This is a genomic window from Pseudomonas sp. EA_65y_Pfl1_P113, from assembly GCF_963970525.1.
GTDB classification, from domain to species: domain Bacteria; phylum Pseudomonadota; class Gammaproteobacteria; order Pseudomonadales; family Pseudomonadaceae; genus Aquipseudomonas; species Aquipseudomonas tritici.
The window spans coordinates 55,758-74,299 of the sequence record NZ_CAXAQM010000027.1; the positions used below are offsets into that span (position 1 = coordinate 55,758).

Annotated in this window: 19 protein-coding genes; 8 read left to right on the forward strand and 11 right to left on the reverse strand. The window is 61.1% G+C overall.

Translation table 11 applies throughout. The features are described from left to right. Positions 1-6 precede the first annotated feature (6 nt). Both AACY52_RS21410 and AACY52_RS21415 read right to left on the reverse strand, forming a co-directional pair. The gene (locus tag AACY52_RS21410; RefSeq protein ID WP_339438929.1) at positions 7-504 is read right to left on the reverse strand and encodes an Lrp/AsnC family transcriptional regulator; all 498 of its coding nucleotides are present in this window, start codon (positions 502-504) and stop codon (positions 7-9) included. 121 nt (positions 505-625) lie between these two features. Further along, the gene (locus tag AACY52_RS21415; protein WP_339438931.1) at positions 626-1,672 is read right to left on the reverse strand and encodes an ornithine cyclodeaminase; all 1,047 of its coding nucleotides are present in this window, start codon (positions 1,670-1,672) and stop codon (positions 626-628) included. Between the two features lie 267 nt (positions 1,673-1,939). On the opposite strand from AACY52_RS21415, the gene AACY52_RS21420 reads away from it, so the two are divergent. Continuing rightward, on the forward strand, positions 1,940-2,833 hold the full coding sequence (locus AACY52_RS21420; RefSeq protein WP_339420075.1) for a GNAT family acetyltransferase: 894 nt from the start codon (positions 1,940-1,942) through the stop codon (positions 2,831-2,833). Between the two features lie 83 nt (positions 2,834-2,916). On the opposite strand, the gene AACY52_RS21425 is transcribed toward AACY52_RS21420, so the two are convergent. The 5 genes from AACY52_RS21425 to AACY52_RS21445 all read right to left on the reverse strand — a co-directional run bounded on the left by AACY52_RS21425 (position 2,917) and on the right by AACY52_RS21445 (position 9,072). Further along, entirely contained in the window at positions 2,917-3,936 is a 1,020-nt protein-coding gene (locus tag AACY52_RS21425) for a branched-chain amino acid aminotransferase (protein WP_339560766.1), read from the reverse strand. A gap of 197 nt (positions 3,937-4,133) precedes the next feature. After that, entirely contained in the window at positions 4,134-5,513 is a 1,380-nt protein-coding gene (lpdA, locus tag AACY52_RS21430) for a dihydrolipoyl dehydrogenase (RefSeq protein WP_339428167.1), read from the reverse strand. A 3-nt stretch (positions 5,514-5,516) separates the two neighbouring features. Continuing rightward, positions 5,517-6,776 carry a dihydrolipoamide acetyltransferase family protein gene (locus AACY52_RS21435; protein ID WP_339420082.1) on the reverse strand — a complete coding sequence of 420 codons (1,260 nt, stop codon included), beginning with the start codon at positions 6,774-6,776 and terminating at the stop codon, positions 5,517-5,519. Then, a complete protein-coding gene (locus tag AACY52_RS21440; protein ID WP_049709033.1) occupies positions 6,777-7,835 on the reverse strand; it encodes an alpha-ketoacid dehydrogenase subunit beta in 1,059 nt (352 codons plus the stop codon). Position 7,836: 1 nt separating this feature from the next. Next, entirely contained in the window at positions 7,837-9,072 is a 1,236-nt protein-coding gene (locus tag AACY52_RS21445; protein WP_339420084.1) for a 3-methyl-2-oxobutanoate dehydrogenase (2-methylpropanoyl-transferring) subunit alpha, read from the reverse strand. Positions 9,073-9,267: 195 nt separating this feature from the next. Here AACY52_RS21445 and bkdR point away from each other — a divergent pair, with 195 nt between their 5' ends. Beyond that, positions 9,268-9,756, forward strand: a complete 489-nt coding sequence (gene bkdR, locus AACY52_RS21450) for a Bkd operon transcriptional regulator BkdR (RefSeq protein WP_049709031.1) — start codon at positions 9,268-9,270, stop codon at positions 9,754-9,756. A 67-nt stretch (positions 9,757-9,823) separates the two neighbouring features. On the opposite strand, the gene AACY52_RS21455 is transcribed toward bkdR, so the two are convergent. Next, a complete protein-coding gene (locus tag AACY52_RS21455) occupies positions 9,824-10,687 on the reverse strand; it encodes an MBL fold metallo-hydrolase (protein WP_339420086.1) in 864 nt (287 codons plus the stop codon). 168 nt (positions 10,688-10,855) lie between these two features. On the opposite strand from AACY52_RS21455, the gene AACY52_RS21460 reads away from it, so the two are divergent. Beyond that, the gene (locus tag AACY52_RS21460) at positions 10,856-12,100 is read left to right on the forward strand and encodes an FAD/NAD(P)-binding oxidoreductase (RefSeq protein ID WP_339420088.1); all 1,245 of its coding nucleotides are present in this window, start codon (positions 10,856-10,858) and stop codon (positions 12,098-12,100) included. Further along, on the forward strand, positions 12,101-12,907 hold the full coding sequence (locus AACY52_RS21465) for a sulfite exporter TauE/SafE family protein (protein WP_339420090.1): 807 nt from the start codon (positions 12,101-12,103) through the stop codon (positions 12,905-12,907). It begins immediately after the preceding gene. A gap of 34 nt (positions 12,908-12,941) precedes the next feature. On the opposite strand, the gene AACY52_RS21470 is transcribed toward AACY52_RS21465, so the two are convergent. Further along, complete coding sequence (locus AACY52_RS21470) at positions 12,942-13,589, reverse strand: DUF480 domain-containing protein (RefSeq protein WP_339420092.1); 648 nt, start codon at positions 13,587-13,589, stop codon at positions 12,942-12,944. Positions 13,590-13,704: 115 nt separating this feature from the next. Between AACY52_RS21470 and AACY52_RS21475 the strand changes: the two genes are divergently transcribed. Continuing rightward, a complete protein-coding gene (locus tag AACY52_RS21475) occupies positions 13,705-14,214 on the forward strand; it encodes a DUF1993 domain-containing protein (RefSeq protein WP_339420094.1) in 510 nt (169 codons plus the stop codon). A gap of 61 nt (positions 14,215-14,275) precedes the next feature. Here AACY52_RS21475 and sstT read toward each other — a convergent pair whose 3' ends face one another. Continuing rightward, entirely contained in the window at positions 14,276-15,496 is a 1,221-nt protein-coding gene (sstT, locus tag AACY52_RS21480) for a serine/threonine transporter SstT (protein WP_339420096.1), read from the reverse strand. 239 nt (positions 15,497-15,735) lie between these two features. Here sstT and AACY52_RS21485 point away from each other — a divergent pair, with 239 nt between their 5' ends. Beyond that, positions 15,736-16,893: an MFS transporter gene (locus tag AACY52_RS21485; RefSeq protein WP_339420097.1), complete on the forward strand. Its 1,158-nt coding sequence runs from the start codon at positions 15,736-15,738 to the stop codon at positions 16,891-16,893. Positions 16,894-16,897: 4 nt separating this feature from the next. Here the strand turns inward: AACY52_RS21485 and nhaR are convergent, their stop codons facing one another. After that, a complete protein-coding gene (gene nhaR, locus AACY52_RS21490; RefSeq protein ID WP_339420099.1) occupies positions 16,898-17,800 on the reverse strand; it encodes a transcriptional activator NhaR in 903 nt (300 codons plus the stop codon). Positions 17,801-17,934: 134 nt separating this feature from the next. Between nhaR and AACY52_RS21495 the strand changes: the two genes are divergently transcribed. Both AACY52_RS21495 and AACY52_RS21500 read left to right on the forward strand, forming a co-directional pair. After that, on the forward strand, positions 17,935-18,186 hold the full coding sequence (locus AACY52_RS21495; protein ID WP_339420101.1) for a hypothetical protein: 252 nt from the start codon (positions 17,935-17,937) through the stop codon (positions 18,184-18,186). Positions 18,187-18,227: 41 nt separating this feature from the next. After that, positions 18,228-18,542 (forward strand): TerC family protein (locus AACY52_RS21500; RefSeq protein WP_370468042.1); only part of this gene is annotated, 315 nt, incomplete at its 3' end.

Genomic DNA, 18,542 nt, shown 5'->3' on the forward strand with positions numbered 1-18,542 from the left:
GCCCGCTCAGGCCAATTCGGTGGCGGTGTTTTTCACCACCGCCAACTCCGGATGCGCCACCAATTTATCAATGTGCAACTCGTCATTGTTCAACCAGGTCTCGGTCAGTACCCGGTAATGCTCCATGTCTCGGCAGCGCATGCGCAGGCTGTAGTCAAACGGGCCGCTGATCAGCTGGCACTCGAACACCTGCGGGCAGGCCTTCACACAGGCTTCGAAGGCTTTCTGCGCCGAACGCCCGCTCTGGTTGGACAAGGCCACCAACACCAGCAACGAAAGGCCTGGTGAAACTATCTGCACATCAATGATCGCCCCATACCCACGGATCACCCCGCGTCGCTCCAGCTTGCGCACCCGCTCCAGGCAGGGCCGGGGCGTGAGGTGCACCAGCGACGAGAGCTTTTCGTAGGTGATACGCCCCTGGTGCCGCAGCACTTCGATGATGGCTTCATCGATGCGGTCCAGCGCAGGGGAAGAATGGGGTCCGTTGGCCTTGGTATCCATGGTTTTCACTTCAAACGGTTGAGAAAAAATGGCGGCAAACGCCTCGCGTTTGCCTGACCCGTCACATGGTACGGCCTTCCTGCGTCAACGTCTGTATGCGGTCGAGGGCTTGCAGCACGCCTCAGGCGCGCTTTTTCTGCTGCGCGCGTGGCTGCTGCGCCAGGCGTGCGAACAGGTCTTTCGGATCCGCCAGGTCCGGCACCAGCGCCAGGTCGCTGCCCACGTCCAGCGCCTTGGCCACGTCCAACACGTAGCGCAGGGCCGAGTAATCTTCGATGGCAAAACCCACCGAATCGAACAGGGTCACTTGGTGCGCGTTTTCGCGGCCGGGCTGCTGGCCGTTGATCACTTGCCAGAGTTCGGTCACCGGCGAATTGTCCGGCATGTGCTGGATTTCACCTTCGATGCGGCTTTGCGGTTCGTACTCGACGATCACCCGGGCGCGCTCGACGATACGTCGGTCCAGCTCGGTCTTGCCGGGGCAGTCGCCACCGACCGCGTTAAGGTGCATGCCGGGTTCGATCATGTCATCGGTGAGGATAGTGGCATAGGCCTTGTCGGCGGTGACGGTGGTGACGATGTCCGCACCTTTCACGGCGTCGGCCACGCTGCTGGCCAGGATCACCTTGATCGCCGGGAACGCCTTGAGGTTGGCCGCCAGTTTGGCGGTGGCCTTGGCATCGATATCGAACAGGCGGATCTCATTGATGCCAAGCATGGCATGGAAGGCCAGGGCCTGGAATTCACTCTGCGAGCCGTTGCCGATCAGCGCCATGCTGCGGCTGTTGTCGCGGGCCAGGTAGCGGGCGACCAGGGCCGAGGTGGCGGCAGTGCGAATCGCGGTAGTCAGGGTCATTTCCGCCAGCAGCACCGGTTTGCCTGTGTCGACATCGCCCAGCGCGCCAAAAGCCATCACGGTGAGCATGCCGGCCAGGGTGTTCTTCGGGTGGCCATTGACGTACTTGAAGGCATACAGCGACGCGTCGGATACCGGCATCAGTTCGATCACGCCATCCGGTGAGTGGTTGGCCAGGCGCGCGCATTTTTCGAAGTCCTGCCAGCGCAGGTAGTCGGCGCGGATGTACTCGGCCATCTCGGTGATGCAGGTGGGCAGGCTTTTTTGCGAGACCAGGTAGCAGAGGTCGTTGACGTCGATGTAGCGGGTCATGTGAGGCTCCTTGTTATTCGAGGGTACGTCCAACGTTTTCTGCTGCGCGTGAGGCGGCACGGCAGGCAGGTGCAGTCGGGTTATTGTGTGGGTTATCTGCGGATTATCCCGGCTGAAACGCAGGGGTGGCTCAGCCGGGAAAGCTGAAAAGTGCAGTCCGTCAGCCGAATCGGCTGTGAAGGTGAGGTGTGATCGAAATGGGGGAGCTGGCTTGCGCCTGCATTGGTATTGTGGTGTCAGGTCTAGCGCCGTCAGTCAGGAGGAATCATGTCGACCGCAGTACGTCTTGCCCAACCCGCCGATGCCGAGGGGATCAGCCAGGTCATCCTGGCGGCTTTGCACAGCAGCAATGCACAGGATTACCCGGCGGATGTGATTGCGCGGGTTGCGACCAACTTTACCCCGGAGGCCGTGCTGGCGCTGCTCACGCGCCGGGTGGTGCTGGTGGCGATCAAGGACCAGGTGATCGTTGCCACGGCGGCCCTGGACGCCAATGTCGTGCGTTCGGTGTTCGTCAATCCGGCGCTGCAAGGGCAGGGCATTGGCCGGCTATTGATGATCGAGGTCGAACTGCGCGCCCGTGAGGCCGGGGTGACGGTACTGAGTGTGCCGTCATCGCTGACCGCCGAGCCGTTCTATACCAAACTGGGGTTTCACACCGTGCGCGATGTTTACCATGGTAACGAGCGTACGTTGGTGATGGAAAAGGCGCTGCTGTCCCGGCATCCCATCGGCCCGTATCGCGACCGTCAGCATCGCGCGCAGGTGGTTGCGTTGTGGCAGGAGGCTTTTGGTTACGAGACGGCGCATAACCTGCCGAGGCTCGCGATCGATAAGAAGCTGGCGGTCAACGATGGGCTTTTTTTCGTCGCGATGGATAAAAAGGTTGTGATCGGTACGGTGCTTGCCGGGTATGACGGGCATCGTGGGTGGCTGTATTCGGTGGCGGTGCACGCAGATTATCGCCGGCACGGCCTGGGTTCCTCGCTGGTGAGGCATGCGGAACAGGCGTTGACTGCCTTGGGTTGTATGAAGATCAACCTGCAGATCACCGGGGGGAATGATGCGGTGGTGGGGTTTTATGAAGCGCTGGGGTATGGGGTGGAGCCGAGGATAAGTATGGGGAAGAAGATTGCGGGGAATATTCCGGCTCAATCTTAAGAACACTGGAGATCCAATGTGGGAGCGAGCAAGCCCACTCCCACATTGGTTTTGTGGTGTTGCCGGTGTTGCGGGTGTTCTGGTTAGACTTTGACGATCCAGCCTTCTGGGGCTTCGACTTCGCCGGTCTGTACGCCGGTCAGCTCTTTGTAGAGCTTCTGGGTGATCGGGCCGACTTCGGTTTCGCTGTGGAACACATGCAGCTTGCCGTTGTACTGGATGCCGCCGATTGGCGAGATGACCGCAGCCGTACCGCAGGCGCCGGCTTCCTTGAACTGGTCCAGCTTGTCGATGAACACTTCGCCCTCGACCACGTTCAGGCCCAGGCGGGTCTGGGCCAGTTCGATCAGCGACAGGCGGGTGATGCCTGGTAGCACCGAAGGCGACTTCGGCGTGATGAACTGGTTGTCGTGGGTGATCCCGAAGAAGTTGGCCGAGCCGACTTCTTCGATTTTCGAGTGAGTCATCGGGTCCAGGTAGATCGCATCGGCGAAACCGGCTTTTTTCGCTTCCGAACCTGGCATCAGGCTGGCGGCGTAGTTGCCACCCACTTTGGCAGCACCGGTGCCTTGTGGCGCGGCGCGGTCGAAAGTGGAGATCTGGAAGTTGTGTGGCACCAGGCCGCCTTTGAAGTAGGCGCCGACCGGGATCGCGAACACCGAGAAGATGAACTCCGGTGCGGTACGTACGCCGATGTTGTCACCGGTGCCGATCACGAATGGGCGCAGGTACAGCGCGCCGCCACTGCCGTACGGCGGGATGAACCGCTCGTTGGCCTTGACCACTTGTTTGCAGGCGTCGATGAACACGTCGGTCGGCACATGCGGCATCAGCAGACGGGCGCAGCTGCGCTGCATTCGGGCGGCGTTCTGGTCCGGGCGGAACAGGTTGATCGAGCCGTCCTTGCAGCGGTAGGCCTTGAGGCCCTCGAAGCATTGCTGACCGTAGTGCAGGGCGGTGGAGCCCTCGCTGATGTGCAGCACGTTGTCGTCGGTCAGGGTGCCTTCTTGCCATTCGTCGTTTTTCCAGACCTGGAGAAACCGCTTGTCGGTCTTGATGTAGTCAAAACCCAGCTTGTCCCAATTGATGCTTTCGTTACCCATGACACCCTCTATCTCTGGTCAACCGCCTGGTCAGAGGCAGGCTTGTCGGTTTTTTTCTGGATGGGCGCAACAATACTTCATTCTTGCTTTATGTGGGAGCGGGCTTGCTCGCGAATACAGAGTGTCAGTCAGTACGCCGGTGACTGATCCACCGCATTCGCGAGCAAGCCCGCTCCCACAGGGGAATTGCATCAGAATTACAGGTGTAGGGCGTGGCCCAGGGCCCTTAAAGCGGCTTCCTGAACGGCTTCGCCGAGGGTCGGGTGGGCGTGGATGGTGCCGGCAACGTCTTCCAGGCGTGCGCCCATTTCCAGGCTCAGGCCGAACCCGGTGGACAGTTCCGAGACGCCAGCGCCAACCGCTTGCCAGCCGACGATCAGGTGATTGTCACGGCGTGCAACGACGCGCACAAAGCCGGTTTTCGACTCCAGGGTCATGGCCCGGCCATTGGCGGCGAACGGGAAGCTCGACACGATGCAGTCCAGGCCGGCAGCCGTGGCCTCGTCTGGGGTCTTGCCGACCACCACCAGTTCCGGGTCGGTAAAGCACACCGCCGGGATCGCGGCCGGGTTGAATTCGCGGGATTTACCGCTGATCAGTTCGGCCACCATTTCGCCCTGAGCCATGGCGCGGTGCGCAAGCATCGGTTCGCCGCTCAGGTCGCCGATGGCCCATACGTTGCGCATGCTGGTCTGGCAGTGCTTGTCGATCTTGATCGCCGCACCGTTCATGTCCAGGTTCAGCGCTTCGAGGTTCCAGCCCTGGGTATTGGGTTTGCGGCCCACGGCGACCAGCAACTGGTCCGTTTCCAGCGACAACGTGTCGCCATTCGGATCGCGCACTTGCAGGCAGTTGTCTGCAAAACCGGTGACGCTGTGCTTGAGGTACAGCTTCACCCCCAGTTGCTTGAGGGATTCATTCACGGGTTGGGTCAGCTCGGCGTCATAGGCTGGCAGGATGCGGTCCTGGGCCTCGACCACACTGACCTCGGCGCCGAGCTTGCGGTAGGCAATGCCCAGCTCCAGCCCGATATAACCCCCACCTACCACGATCAGCCGCTTGGGCACGCGTGTCGGTGCCAGGGCTTCGGTGGAGGAGATGATCGGCCCGCCAATCGGCAGCATCGGCAAGTTGACGCTTTTCGAACCGGTGGCCAGCAACAGGTGTTCGCACTGAATGCGCTGGTCGCCGACGTCGACGGTTTTGCCGTCCACCACCTTGGCCCAGCCGTGGATCACTTGCACCTTGTGTTTCTTCAACAGCGCAGCGACGCCCGTGGTCAACCGGTCGACGATGCCATCTTTCCATTCCACGCTTTTGCGGATGTCCAGGGTCGGCACATCCACTTCGATGCCCAACTGTGAGCCCTGGCTATGGTGCACGGTTTGCTGGAACTGCTCGGCCACATGGATCAACGCCTTGGACGGAATGCAGCCGATATTCAGGCACGTGCCGCCCAGCGCCTGGCCTTCTACCAAAATGGTCGGGATACCCAGTTGACCCGCCCGAATCGCGGCCACATAACCACCAGGGCCGCCGCCGATAATCAGCAGCGTCGTGTTCAACGTCTGAGACATGCCTTACTCCAGAAACAGGCTGGCGGGTTGTTCGAGCAGGCCGCGAATGGCCTGGATGAATTGCGCCGCGTCCATGCCGTCGACCACGCGGTGATCGAAGGAGCTGGAGAGGTTCATCATCTTGCGCACCACGATCTGGCCCTTGATCACCATGGGCCGTTCGACGATGCGATTGACGCCAACGATGGCCACTTCTGGCAGGTTCAAGACCGGCGTGCTGACGATGCCGCCGAGTGCACCCAGGCTGGTCAACGTGATGGTGGAACCTGACAGCTCATCGCGGCTGGCCTTGCCATTGCGCGCGGCGGTGGCCAGGCGTGCGATTTCCTCGGCATTGCCCCACAGGCTGCGGGCTTCGGCGTGACGTACCACCGGCACCATCAAGCCGACGTCGCTCTGGGTGGCGACGCCCACATGCACCGCGCCGAGGCGGGTGATGACCTGGGCTTCGTCGTCGTATCGCGCATTGATCTGCGGGAAGTCTCGCAGGGCCACAACCATGGCGCGCACGATGAATGGCAGCAACGTCAGCTTGCCGCGCGTGGCGCCGTGTTTCTCGTTGAGGTGCACACGCAGCTCGTCGAGGGCGGTGACGTCGATCTCTTCCACATAGCTGAAATGCGCGGCGCGCCGGGTGGCGTCCTGCATGCGCTGGGCGATCTTGCGGCGCATGCCGATCACCGGGATCTGTTCTTCGACGTTGCGTTCGGCGTAGGGGTTGGCTGCGTTTTTATTTTGCGTCGGACTCTGGAGCAAGTAAGCCTCCAAGTCTTCGTGCAGAATCCGGCCCGCCGGGCCAGAGCCCTGGACCAGGCGCAGCTGAATCCCGGCGTCCAATGCGTGTTTGCGCACAGCCGGGGAGGCCAGCGGACGTTCGTCGGCTTCACGTGCAACAGGCGCCTGGGCCGCGATCACCGGCGCAGGTTTGCTCTCAACCGCCACCGGCGCAGGCTTGGCCTCCACCACAGGGGCGGCCTTCGGCGCTTCCTTCGCGGCGGGCGCTTCCTTGGCGTTGCCGGCACCTTCCACTTCAATACTGATCAAGATACTGCCCACGGCCATGACTTCGCCTGGCTCGCCGCCGAGGGAAATCACCTTGCCATGCACCGGCGAGGGGATATCCACCATCGCCTTGTCAGTCATTACATCCGCCAGCACCTGGTCTTCGACGACCATGTCGCCGACCTTCACGTGCCAAACCGACAATTCAACTTCTGCGATGCCTTCGCCAATGTCCGGCATCTTGATAACGTGCGTGCCCATTCAGACCTCCATAACCCGTTTCAACGCCGCGCCCACGCGGGACGGGCCAGGGAAATACGCCCACTCCTGCGCGTGCGGGTAGGGGGTGTCCCAACCGGTCACGCGTTCGATCGGCGCTTCCAGATGGTGGAAGCAATGCTCCTGAACCAGCGCTACCAGCTCGGCGCCAAAGCCGCAGGTGCGGGTGGCTTCGTGCACCACCACACAACGGCCGGTCTTTTTCACCGACTTGACGATGGTTTCCAGGTCCAGTGGCCATAGGCTGCGCAGGTCGATGACTTCGGCGTCGATGCCGGTTTCTTCGGCGGCGACTTGCGACACATACACAGTGGTGCCGTAGGTCAGCACGGTGACGGCCGAACCGGGACGCACGATGGCAGCCACGTCCAGCGGCACGGTGTAATAACCGTCCGGGACTTGCGCTTGTGGGTGTTTCGACCACGGGGTTACCGGGCGGTCGTGATGGCCATCGAACGGGCCGTTGTACAGGCGTTTTGGCTCAAGGAAGATCACCGGGTCATCGTTTTCGATGGAGGCGATCAACAAACCCTTGGCGTCATACGGGTTGGACGGCATGACCGTGCGCAACCCGCAGACTTGGGTGAACACCGCTTCGATACTTTGGCTGTGGGTCTGACCCCCGTAGATACCACCGCCACACGGCATGCGCATGGTCAACGGTGCGGTGAACTGGCCGGCCGAGCGATAACGCAGACGCGCGGCTTCGGAGATGATCTGGTCGGTGGCGGGGTAGACATAGTCGGCGAACTGGATCTCGGCGACCGGGCGCAGTCCGTAGGCTCCCATGCCCACCGCCACGCCGATAATGCCGCTTTCGGAGATCGGCGCGTCAAACACACGCGAGCTGCCGTATTTGGTCTGCAAGCCTTCAGTGCAACGGAATACGCCGCCGAAATAGCCCACGTCCTGGCCGAAAACCACCACGTTGTTATCACGTTCAAGCATCACGTCCATGGCCGAGCGCAGCGCCTGGATCATGGTCATGGTTGTGGTGGTCATGGCGGTTTCCACTTCAATACTGTTGTTGTGATCGTTCATGTCAGATCCCCAACGCTTGACGCTGGCGCTTCAAGTGCTCCGGCATCTCTTTGTAGACGTCTTCGAACATGGTCGCGGCGCTTGGAATCTGGCCGCCGGCGAGGGTGCCGTGCTGTTCGGCTTCTTTCTGCGCCTTGACCACTTCGGCCTCAAGTTCGGCACTGACCGCCGCGTGTTCCTCTTCGGACCACTGGCCAATGCGGATCAGGTGCTGCTTGAGGCGGGCAATCGGGTCGCCCAGTGGGAAGTGGCTCCAGTCATCGGCTGGGCGGTATTTCGACGGATCATCAGAGGTGGAGTGCGGCCCGGCGCGGTAGGTGACCCACTCGATCAGCGTCGGCCCGAGGTTGCGGCGCGCACGCTCGGCGGCCCAGGCGGAGGCGGCGTACACCGCGATGAAGTCGTTACCGTCCACGCGCAGGGAGGCGATACCGCAACCCACGCCGCGTCCGGCGAACGTTGTGGCTTCACCGCCGGCAATGGCCTGGAAGGTGGAGATGGCCCACTGGTTATTCACCACGTTGAGAATCACCGGCGCGCGGTACACGTGGGCGAAGGTGAGGGCAGTGTGGAAGTCGGACTCGGCGGTGGCACCGTCGCCGATCCAGGCGGAGGCGATCTTGGTATCGCCCTTGATCGCCGAGGCCATGCCCCAGCCCACGCCTTGGACGAATTGGGTGGCGAGGTTGCCGGAAATGGTGAAGAAACCGGCGTCTTTTACCGAATACATGATCGGCAACTGGCGGCCCTTGAGCGGGTCACGCTTGTTGGACAGCAGTTGGCAGATCAGGTCGACCAGCGGCACCTCGCGCGCCATCAGGATGCTTTGCTGGCGGTAGGTGGGGAAGCACATGTCGTCGATGTTCAAGGCCAGGGCCTGGGCGCTGCCGATGGCTTCTTCGCCAAGGCTTTGCATGTAGAAAGACATTTTTTTCTGACGCTGGGCGACCACCATGCGGTTGTCGAAGATCCGCGTCTTGAGCATGGCACGCATGCCTTTGCGCAAGATCTCGACGGGGACACCTTCAGCCCACGGGCCCAGGGCCTGGCCCTGGTCGTCGAGCACGCGTATCAGGCCTTTGGCAAGGTCGGCGGTGTCGGCAGGTTCTACGTCGATGGCGGGTTTTCGCACCAGGCCCGCGTCGGTCAGGCGCAGGTAGGTAAAGTCGGTCTTGCAGCCTGGGCGGCCCGAGGGTTCAGGGACGTGCAGGCGCAGTGGTTCATACTGCTGGGTCATGGCTTTCTACGCTCTATCTTGTGAATTTCTTGTAGTGGGCGCGCTAGCTGACAGTCAGTCTCCGGGTAGGAGAAATCTTGTCCTACAACAATCATAGGCGGGGCGTAGAAGAATATTTATCTGTGTTTCATTGCGCTCGGGATCATTTGCGGATAAAAAAACTGCATAACCATAATAAACAGGTGATTTTGTCTCATGCGCAAACTGGATCGTACTGATATCGGCATTCTCAACGCTTTGCAGGAGAACGCCCGCATCACCAACGCCGACCTGGCCCGCTCAGTCAACCTGTCGCCCACGCCGTGTTTCAACCGGGTGAAGGCGATGGAAGAATTGGGCTTGATTCGCGACCAGGTGACCTTGCTGGACGCCGACCTGCTGGGGCTGCACGTCAACGTGTTCATCCACGTTAGCCTGGAAAAACAGAATGAGCTGGCGTTGCAACAGTTCGAAGGCGCGATCGCCGACCGCCCGGAAGTGATGGAGTGCTACCTGATGGCCGGCGACCCGGACTACCTGATTCGCGTGCTGGTACCGACGATCCAGTCACTGGAACGCTTCATGATGGACTTCCTGACCAAAGTGCCAGGCGTCGCCAACATCCGCTCCAGCTTCGCCCTCAAGCAAGTGCGTTACAAAACCGCACTGCCGCTGCCCGCCAACGGCATCAACCTGGGCGGCTGATAATTAACTGAATCACCGCGGGCCAAATGTGGGAGCAGGCAAGCCAGCGCCCACAGGGTTAAACGTTTCAAAGTTGATTGAGTGGGATCTTCAGGTAAGTCACCCCATTGCTCTCTGCCGGCGGCATATTTCCCGCTCGCACGTTCACCTGGATCGCCGGCAACAGCAACGTCGGCATCCCCAGCCCCGCATCGCGCGTTGTACGCATCTCTACAAATGCCGCCTCATCCACCCCGTCATGCACATGAATGTTACCCGCGCGCTGCTCAGCCACGGTCGTCAGGCATTTCGCCTCACGCCCCTCAGGCGGGTAGTCATGGCATACGTACAATTGAGTCTCCAAAGGAAAGGCCAGCAACTTGCGCATCGACGCATACAGCTGCCGCGCATCCCCACCGGGAAAATCACAACGCGCCGTGCCCACATCCGGCATGAACAACGTGTCACCCACCAGGATCAACCGGTCGTCGATCAAATAGGCCATGTCCGCAGGGGTATGACCGGGCACATGCAGGGCCTGGGCCTTGATGTTGCCGATGTGAAACACCTCATCCGGCGCAAACAAGTGATCGAACTGCGAGCCGTCGGCACGAAACTCCGGCTCGAGGTTGAACAGGTTCTTGAACACGCCCTGCACTTTGCTGATGGACTGACCGATGGCGATCTTGCCGCCCAGCGTGCGGCGCAAGTACGGCGCGGCGGACAGGTGATCGGCATGGGCATGGGTTTCCAGCAGCCACTGCACCTGCAAGCGATGTTCACGCACATAGGCGATGACTTTGTCGGCCTGGCGTGTGTCGGTGCGCCCGGAGGCCGGGTCGTAATTGAGCACCGAGTCGACGATGGCACAGGGGCCATCATCTGCTTCATGTAGGACGTAGGTGTAGGTCGACGATGCCTCATCCAGAAAGGCTTGAATCAAAGCGGGCATGGCGGCGGTCCTTGGTAGCGGATTGCGGCTTACATTCGAGATGTTTTCCACATAGGCTTGCGAGCTTAAGGGAAAAAAACGGTCCGAGGCAAAGGATCGACCTGTAACGGGACGTGACGCCATACGGCAACGCCCCTTGTGTGCATTGACGATAAAAGGCGATAGACCATGACCGAACAACACTGGGGCCCAACCATCAGTGGCGATATCGTTGTCATCGGCGGCGGCTCGGCGGGCATCGGCCTGGTGGCCAGCCTGCTCAAGCGCGACCCCCAGCTGAATATCACCCTGATCGAACCGAGTGAATACCATTGCTACCAGCCTGCCTGGACGTTGGTCGGCGGCGGCGCATACGACGTCAAAAAGACCCGCCGGCCACTGGCCGACGTACTGCCCAATGGCGTCACCTGGGTGCAAGCCGCCGTCACCGAACTGCTGCCGGACGAGCAAACCCTGGTCCTCGACAGCGGCCAGCGCGTCAGCTGGAACAACCTGATCGTCTGCCCCGGCCTGCGCCTGGCCTGGGAAAAAGTCGAAGGGCTGCAGGACACCCTCGGCCAGCATGGCGTGACGTCCAACTACAGCTACGAGCACGCTGCCTATACCTGGCAGCTGGTGCAGCAACTCAAGGGCGGCAAGGCGATCTTCACCCAGCCGGCCATGCCGATCAAATGCGCGGGTGCGCCGCAAAAGGCCATGTACCTGTCCTGCGATCACTGGCTAAAACAGGGCACTCTGAAAAACATCGACGTTGAATTCAACCTGGCCGGTGCAGCACTGTTTGGTGTGGCGACCTTTGTGCCACCGTTGATGAAGTACGTGGAAAAATACAACGCCCGCCTGGCGTTCAACGCCAACCTGGTGAAAGTCGACGGCCCGGCCCGCAAGGCCTGGTTCGAAGTGAAAGACGCCGAAGGCAGTGTCAGCGTTGAAGAAAAATCCTTCGACTTGCTGCACGTGGTCCCACCGCAGGTGTCCCCGGATTTCATCAGACAAAGTCCATTGGCTGACGCTGCCGGCTGGTGCGAAGTGAACCCCCATAGCCTGCAACACCTGCGCTACCCGCACATCTTCGGCCTGGGTGATGTATGTGGCACCACCAACGCCAAGACCGCCGCCGCCGTGCGCAAGCAGATCGTGGTGGTCGCCGAGAATCTGCTGGCCCTGCGCAAGCAGGCGGCGCTGCCGCTCAAGTACGACGGTTACGGTTCGTGCCCGTTGACGGTGGAGAAGGGCAAGGTGGTGCTCGCCGAGTTCGGCTACGGCGGCAAGTTGCTGCCGACCTTCCCCCTGGACCCGACCCAGGCCCGACGTTCGATGTGGTTCCTCAAGGCCACCTTGCTGCCGTGGTTCTACTGGAACGGCATGCTCAAGGGCCGCGAGTGGCTGACCCGTCTTAGCAAGGTGGACTGAATGCTGCTGGCCAGTGTGTTGGGATTATTGATGGGCTTGGTCATGGGCCTGACGGGCGCGGGTGGCGGCATCCTTGGCGTGCCGGCGCTGGTGCTGGGCTTGGGCATGAGCATGACCCAGGCTGCGCCGGTGTCGTTGCTTGCCGTCGGCGCGGCGGCAGCGGTGGGGGCGATCGACGGTTTGCGCCATGGCTTGGTGCGCTACCGCGCCGCGTTGCTGATCGCCTTGCTTGGCGCGCTTTTTTCGCCAGTGGGGGTGTTCCTCGCCCACCAGTTGGCGGAAGCGGTGTTGATGGGCCTGTTCAGCGCGTTGATGCTGCTGGTGGCCTGGCGCATGTTGCAGCGCGAAAAGCGCGACGCCGGGCCGAGTGACCATGGTACCGCCTCCTGGGGCCAGAAGAACTGCATGCTCAACCAGCAGACCGGGCGCTTCGCCTGGACCGCCAAATGCAGCGCGACCCTGGCCGCCCTCGGCGCGGTGACAGGGGCTGTATCGGGCTTGCTCGGCGTGGGCGGCGGCTTCCTCATCGTGCCGGCGTTCAAGCAACTGACCGATGTGCAGATGCGCGGAATTGTCGCCACCTCTCTGATGGTGATCAGCCTGCTCTCGCTGGTCGGTGTTGCTGGCGCGTTTCATGCGGGGGTGCGCATCGAGCCGGTGGGCTGGGTATTTATCGGCGCCAGCATCGTCGGCATGTTGGCGGGTCGACGCCTGTGTTCGGTAATCCCTGCGCGCGCCTTGCAGGTCGGGTTTGCCAGCCTGTGCGTATTGGTGGCCGTAGGCATGCTATTTAACGCCTTGATCTGAAACGGTGGCGAGGGAACTCGCCACAAGGATGCCGTCAGCCCTGTTCCAACTGAGCCAGCCGCTCTTCAAGCGCCGCGATCCGCGCTTCAAGTTCTTCAAGGCGGTCTACCGAAACCCCAGCCCCGCGCTCCACCGGACTGCCACGCGCCGCGAGTATCAATTCGATATCGGCCGGATCGCCCAGCGCATGGGTGTAGCGATCTTCGCGCTGGCCCGCCTGACGCGGCACCAACACCGCCAGCCCTCGCGCAATCAGGCGCTCAAGTTGATGCACCACCTGTTCGGCATCTTCGAAATCATGCATGCGTCCGCTGCGCGTCAGCAGTTCATTGACGGTCTGCGGCCCGCGCAAAAACAGCAGCCCGGTCAGGATCACCTGGGCCGGCACCAATTCCAGCGCCTTGTCCACGCGATGCTCCCAGCGGTCGGCGCGGCTGCCCATCACCAGGCGGGTAAACCCTTGGCCTTCCAGCGCGCGCAGGCTTTGACCGACCTGGCCCTGGCTCAGGTTCATCACCGGCTCGCGGCTGGTCTTCTGGTTACAGGCCAGGACCAGGGCATTGAGGGTCAGGGGATAGGTTTCCGGGTTGGTCGCCTGTTTTTCGATCAGGCAGCCCAAGACGCGGATTTCCGTGCTGTTCAGGCGCGGCTCAGGGGTGTCGGTGTCGTGCTCGGCGGTCATCGCGCTTTCCCTATGCAGTGAACTGCCTAGCCTAATCCTGAAAAAATAAAAGACAAGCGATGGGCATGGCTATAATCGCCGCTGGTTCCAATCCTGCCATTACTGCGAGACTGCCATGACTATTTCCCTGTACGCCGCTTCCATCCCAGTCTTCAAGCAAATGCTCACCGCCCTGAGCGGCGTGTTGACCAAAGCCGAAGCCCACGCCACCGCCAAGAACATCGAGCCGAACGCCTTGCTGCAAGCGCGCCTGTTCCCGGACATGTTCCAGCTGGTGCGCCAGGTGCAGATCGCCGTCGACTTCGCCAAGGGCGTGTCCGCACGCCTGGCCGAGATCGAAGTGCCGAAATATGAAGATACCGAAGTCACCTTCGCCGACCTGCAAGCGCTGATCGCCAAGGTCCTGGCGTTTGTCGACACCCTTAAGCCTGAGCAAATCGACGGCAAGGAAGGCATCGAGATCATCACTCGCCCAGGCACGCCTAAAGAGAAGCGCTTCAGCGGCCAGTCCTACCTGCTGACCTACGGCCTGCCGCAGTTCTTCTTCCACGTCACCACCGCTTACGCTTTGCTGCGTCATAACGGTGTGGACGTGGGCAAGCGCGACTACATGGGCGCGTTCTAAACACCAAAAAAAACCGGGGCGGTTCATTCAAGAACCGCCCCGGTTTTTTTATGCGCGGCGTTTAAGCCGGTTGTTCTTCTTTGCCCAGGCATGCAGCTGCGGTGAACAGCACGTCGGTAGAGGAGTTGAGCGCTGTTTCCGCCGAATCCTGCAGCACGCCGATGATGAAGCCTACGGCCACTACCTGCATCGCGATTTCACTGGGAATGCCAAACAGGCTGCACGCCAGCGGGATCAACAGCAGCGAACCGCCCGCGACCCCGGATGCGCCGCAGGCGCAGATGGCTGCAACCACGCTGAGCAGCACTGCGGTAGGCAGGTCGACGGCAATGCCCAAGGTGTGCACGGCGGCCAGGGTCAGCACGGTGATGGTGGTCGCGGCACCGGCCATGTTGATGGTGGCACCGAGCGGGATCGACACCGAGTAAGTGTCTTCATGCAGGCCCAGGCGCTTGCTCAACGCCAGGTTGACCGGGATATTCGCTGCCGAGCTGCGGGTGAAGAACGCGGTGATCCCGCTTTCACGCAGGCACAGCAGCACCAGCGGGTAAGGGTTGCGACGCAGTTTCCAGAACACGATGGCCGGGTTGATCACCAGCGCCACAAACAGCATGCAACCGATCAGCACCACCAGCAGGTGGGCATAGCCGAGCAGGGCGCCAAAACCGGAAGTGGCCAGGGTCGAGGCCACCAGGCCGAAAATGCCCAGCGGCGCAAAGCGGATCACTACACGCACAATCAGCGTGACCCCGTTGGACAAGTCATCCAGCACCGTGCGGGTGGTTTCGCCCGCATGGCGAATGGCAATGCCCATGCCGATGGCCCAGGCCAGGATGCCGATAAAGTTGGCATTCATCAGTGCGCTGATCGGGTTGTCCACCACACTCAGCAACAAGCCTTGCAACACCTCGCCAATACCACCTGGGGCACTGAGCGTCGCATCGTGGGTGGCGAGTACCAGTGGCGAGGGGAACAGTGTGCTGGCGATCACGGCCACCACTGCAGCGGCAAACGTGCCCAGCAGGTACAGGAACAGAATCGGTTTGATATGGGTTTCCTGGCCATGCTTGTGGTTGGCGATCGACGCCATCACCAGCACAAACACCAGGATCGGTGCAACAGCCTTGAGCGCCGCGACGAACATCTTGCCGATAAACCCGGTGGCTTTCGCCGCCTCGGGCAGCAGCAAGGCCAGCAGAATGCCCGCGATCAGGCCAATGACGATTTGCGTGACCAGGCTGACGCGCGCTAGTCGTTGCAGGAGGGAAGGGGCAGCAGTCATAAGCAGTTGTCTCTAGTTTTTTTAGTGGGGCGCAGCATTGCAAGCAGGGAGGGTGTAGGAAGCAGGCGCGGAGTCTAGCATGCTGTAGGAAATGTCCCTGCCGGTGCGGCATTCCGTCACCCGCGTTCTTCGGTTTTCGCCCAGCCCGACAGACTCTGTTAAGATTCCGGCCTCTCACGTTTCCTATCCTTCAGCGAGCCCTCCGGGTTGTCGTTGATGTCGTTGTTTCTGGAGTTTTCATGCTGTTTCCCATTCTGCTCCTGTCGGCCGCTGGCTTTACTGTGCTGACCACAGAATTCGTCATCGTCGGCCTATTGCCGTCCATCGCCCGCGACCTGAATGTCAGCGTGTCCCAGGCCGGGCTGCTGGTGACGTTGTTTGCGTTCACCGTGGCGGCGTTCGGCCCGTTTCTGACGGCCTATTGCGCGCGTTTCCCACGCAAGCGGCTGTTTATCAGCATTTTGATCATGTTTGGCGTGGCCAATACCGTGGCGGCACTGGCACCGAACATCTGGGTGATGGCGGTGGCGCGGTTGATTCCGGCGCTGGGTTTGCCGGTGTTCTGGGCGCTCGCCAGCGAAACGGCGGTGGACATCGTCGGCCCCGAGTTCGCTGGGCGCGCCATCGAGAAGATTGGCTTCGGTATCGTCTGCGCCACGGTGTTCGGCATTCCGGTGGGCACGCTGATTTCCGACATGTTCGGCTGGCGCAGCGCGTTTGCCATTCTTGCGGTGGTGGCGGTGGCCAAGGCCTTGTTGTTGTTTATCTACCTGCCAGTGACGGCGCCGAAGCACGATGAAGTGACGTTGCGCTCGCAATTCAAGATCCTGCGCAACCCGCTGATGCAGGGCCATATCCTGCTGTCGATCCTGGTGTTCAGCGGCATGTTCACCGCTTACACCTACTTGGCAGACATCCTTGAGCGCCTGGCCGGGTTCGATGGCACGTTGGTGGGCTGGTGCTTGATGGGCTTTGGCGCGGTCGGTTTGATTGGCAATTCGTTGGGTGGGCGCGCGGTGGATCGCCATCCGTTGATCGCGTCCATGCTGTTCTGCGGCTTCATGATCGCCGGCATGGTGGCACTGGTGCCGGCGATTCACTCCACCGTCGGCCTGGCGGCGGCGATGGCGGTGTGGGGCGTGACCCAGGCGGCGATGTTCCTGGTCAGCCATGTACGACTGATGAAAGCCGCGCCCCATGCGCCTGCGTTTGCTGCGTCGCTGAATATTGCCGGGGCCAATCTGGGGATCGGCCTGGGGGCGCTGGTCGGCGGCCATGTGATCGACACACTCGGCCTGGGCAGCCTGGGTTTTGCGGCGTCCGGGTTTATCCTGGTGTCGATCCTGCTGGCATTGTGGCTGATGACCGCCAAGCAACCGGTCGCCTCCAACGCCTGATCCGTCAGGACGGGGGGGTAAACAACTCCCGCCGAGCACCTTCGGTAATCGCCACGATGCCGGGGTGCTTGACCTTGCGTTCCACCGAGATCGCGTAGAAGGACTCGGTCACCGCCACGGTCTGGCCAATCAGTGCAACGCCGTACTGGCGCACCACCTCATCGGCGATCACGCTGGGGGCGATGAAGATGCCGCTGCCGGACTGGCCAAACGCCTGCATCAAGGCGCTGTCATCGAATTCACCGATGATCCGTGGTTGAATCTGTTGCTCGGCAAACCAGCGCTGCAAACGGCTGCGCACGACGGTTTCCGCACCTGGAATCAATAGTGGTGCGCCATGCAGGCAGTGTGGGAAGTCGCCGCTATATCTGTCAGCCAAGGCTTGGGTGGCGAAAAAACTGATGCCACATTCTCCCAGCTTCTGGCTGTAGCCTTTGATATCCAGGTGCGTCGGCATGGGGCTGTCGGAAATCACCAAGTCCAGGCGCTGGATCGCCAGGTCAGCCAGCAGGCGTTCGAGTTTGTCCTCGCGGCACGTGATGCGGATCGGCTCGCTCAGCTCCATGGTCGGCGCGATCAGCCGGTAGACGATGGATTTGGGCACCACGTCCGCCACCCCGACGCGAAACTGGATCTGTTGTTCGTCGGGTTGTGCGCGCAGCATGGCTTCCAATTCATTACCGGTCTGGAACATCTGCTCGGCATACGGCAAAGCCTGGCGCCCGGCTTCAGTCAGCTCCAACTGGCGACCGACGCGCTGAAACAGCGCGACACCAAAGGTCTGCTCAAGCAGGCTGATCTGCCCGCTGATGGTCTGGGGCGTGAGGTTAAGCTGCTCACAGGCGCGCACGATGCTGCCAGTCTTGGCCACCACCCAGAAGTAGTGCAGTTGTCGGTAATTGAGCATGGCGCCCATCACTTCGTAAAAAGCGAAGTATACGCGGGGAAAATACGAATTTTCCTGAACTGTTCTCCTGCATAGAATGCCTCGCTATCGCGGGGCCACTATTTGGACCCAATGGTTCTAACGAGGAATACGTCATGAAACTCAATTTTCTGGGCGCGGCATCGTTGCTTGCGCTTTCATTGGTAGTGATCAGCGGTTGCGATCAGGTCGAAAAAAGCGCCCAGCAAGTGTTGGGCAAGGCTACCGAGTCGGCCAAGCAAGCGATCGATGACACCCACAAAGCCGCCGAACAGGCATTGAGTGAAGCGACAAACGGCCTGATCACCCCGCAGAAGAAGGATGATCAGGAAGAGAAAGCATCAGAATCGAACAGTAAAGAAGCCTAACTGCCCGCACTTAATTTCCCGTACAACGTCAGGACTGACCTATGGATTACCTGTTACAGCTGGCTGCCAGCCCCACCGCCTGGGTTGCCCTGGCCACCTTGATCGTCATGGAAATCGTGCTTGGCATCGATAACCTGATCTTTATCTCGATCCTCACCAACAAGCTGCCGCAGAAGCATCGGGCCAAGGCACGGCGCATTGGTATCAGCATGGCGTTGATATTGCGCCTGGGCCTGTTGAGCACCATCGCGTTTATCGTGCAACTGACCACGCCGGTATTCGAAGTACTCGGCCAGGGGTTCTCGTGGAAGGACATGATCCTGATCGCCGGTGGCCTGTTCCTGGTGTGGAAGGCG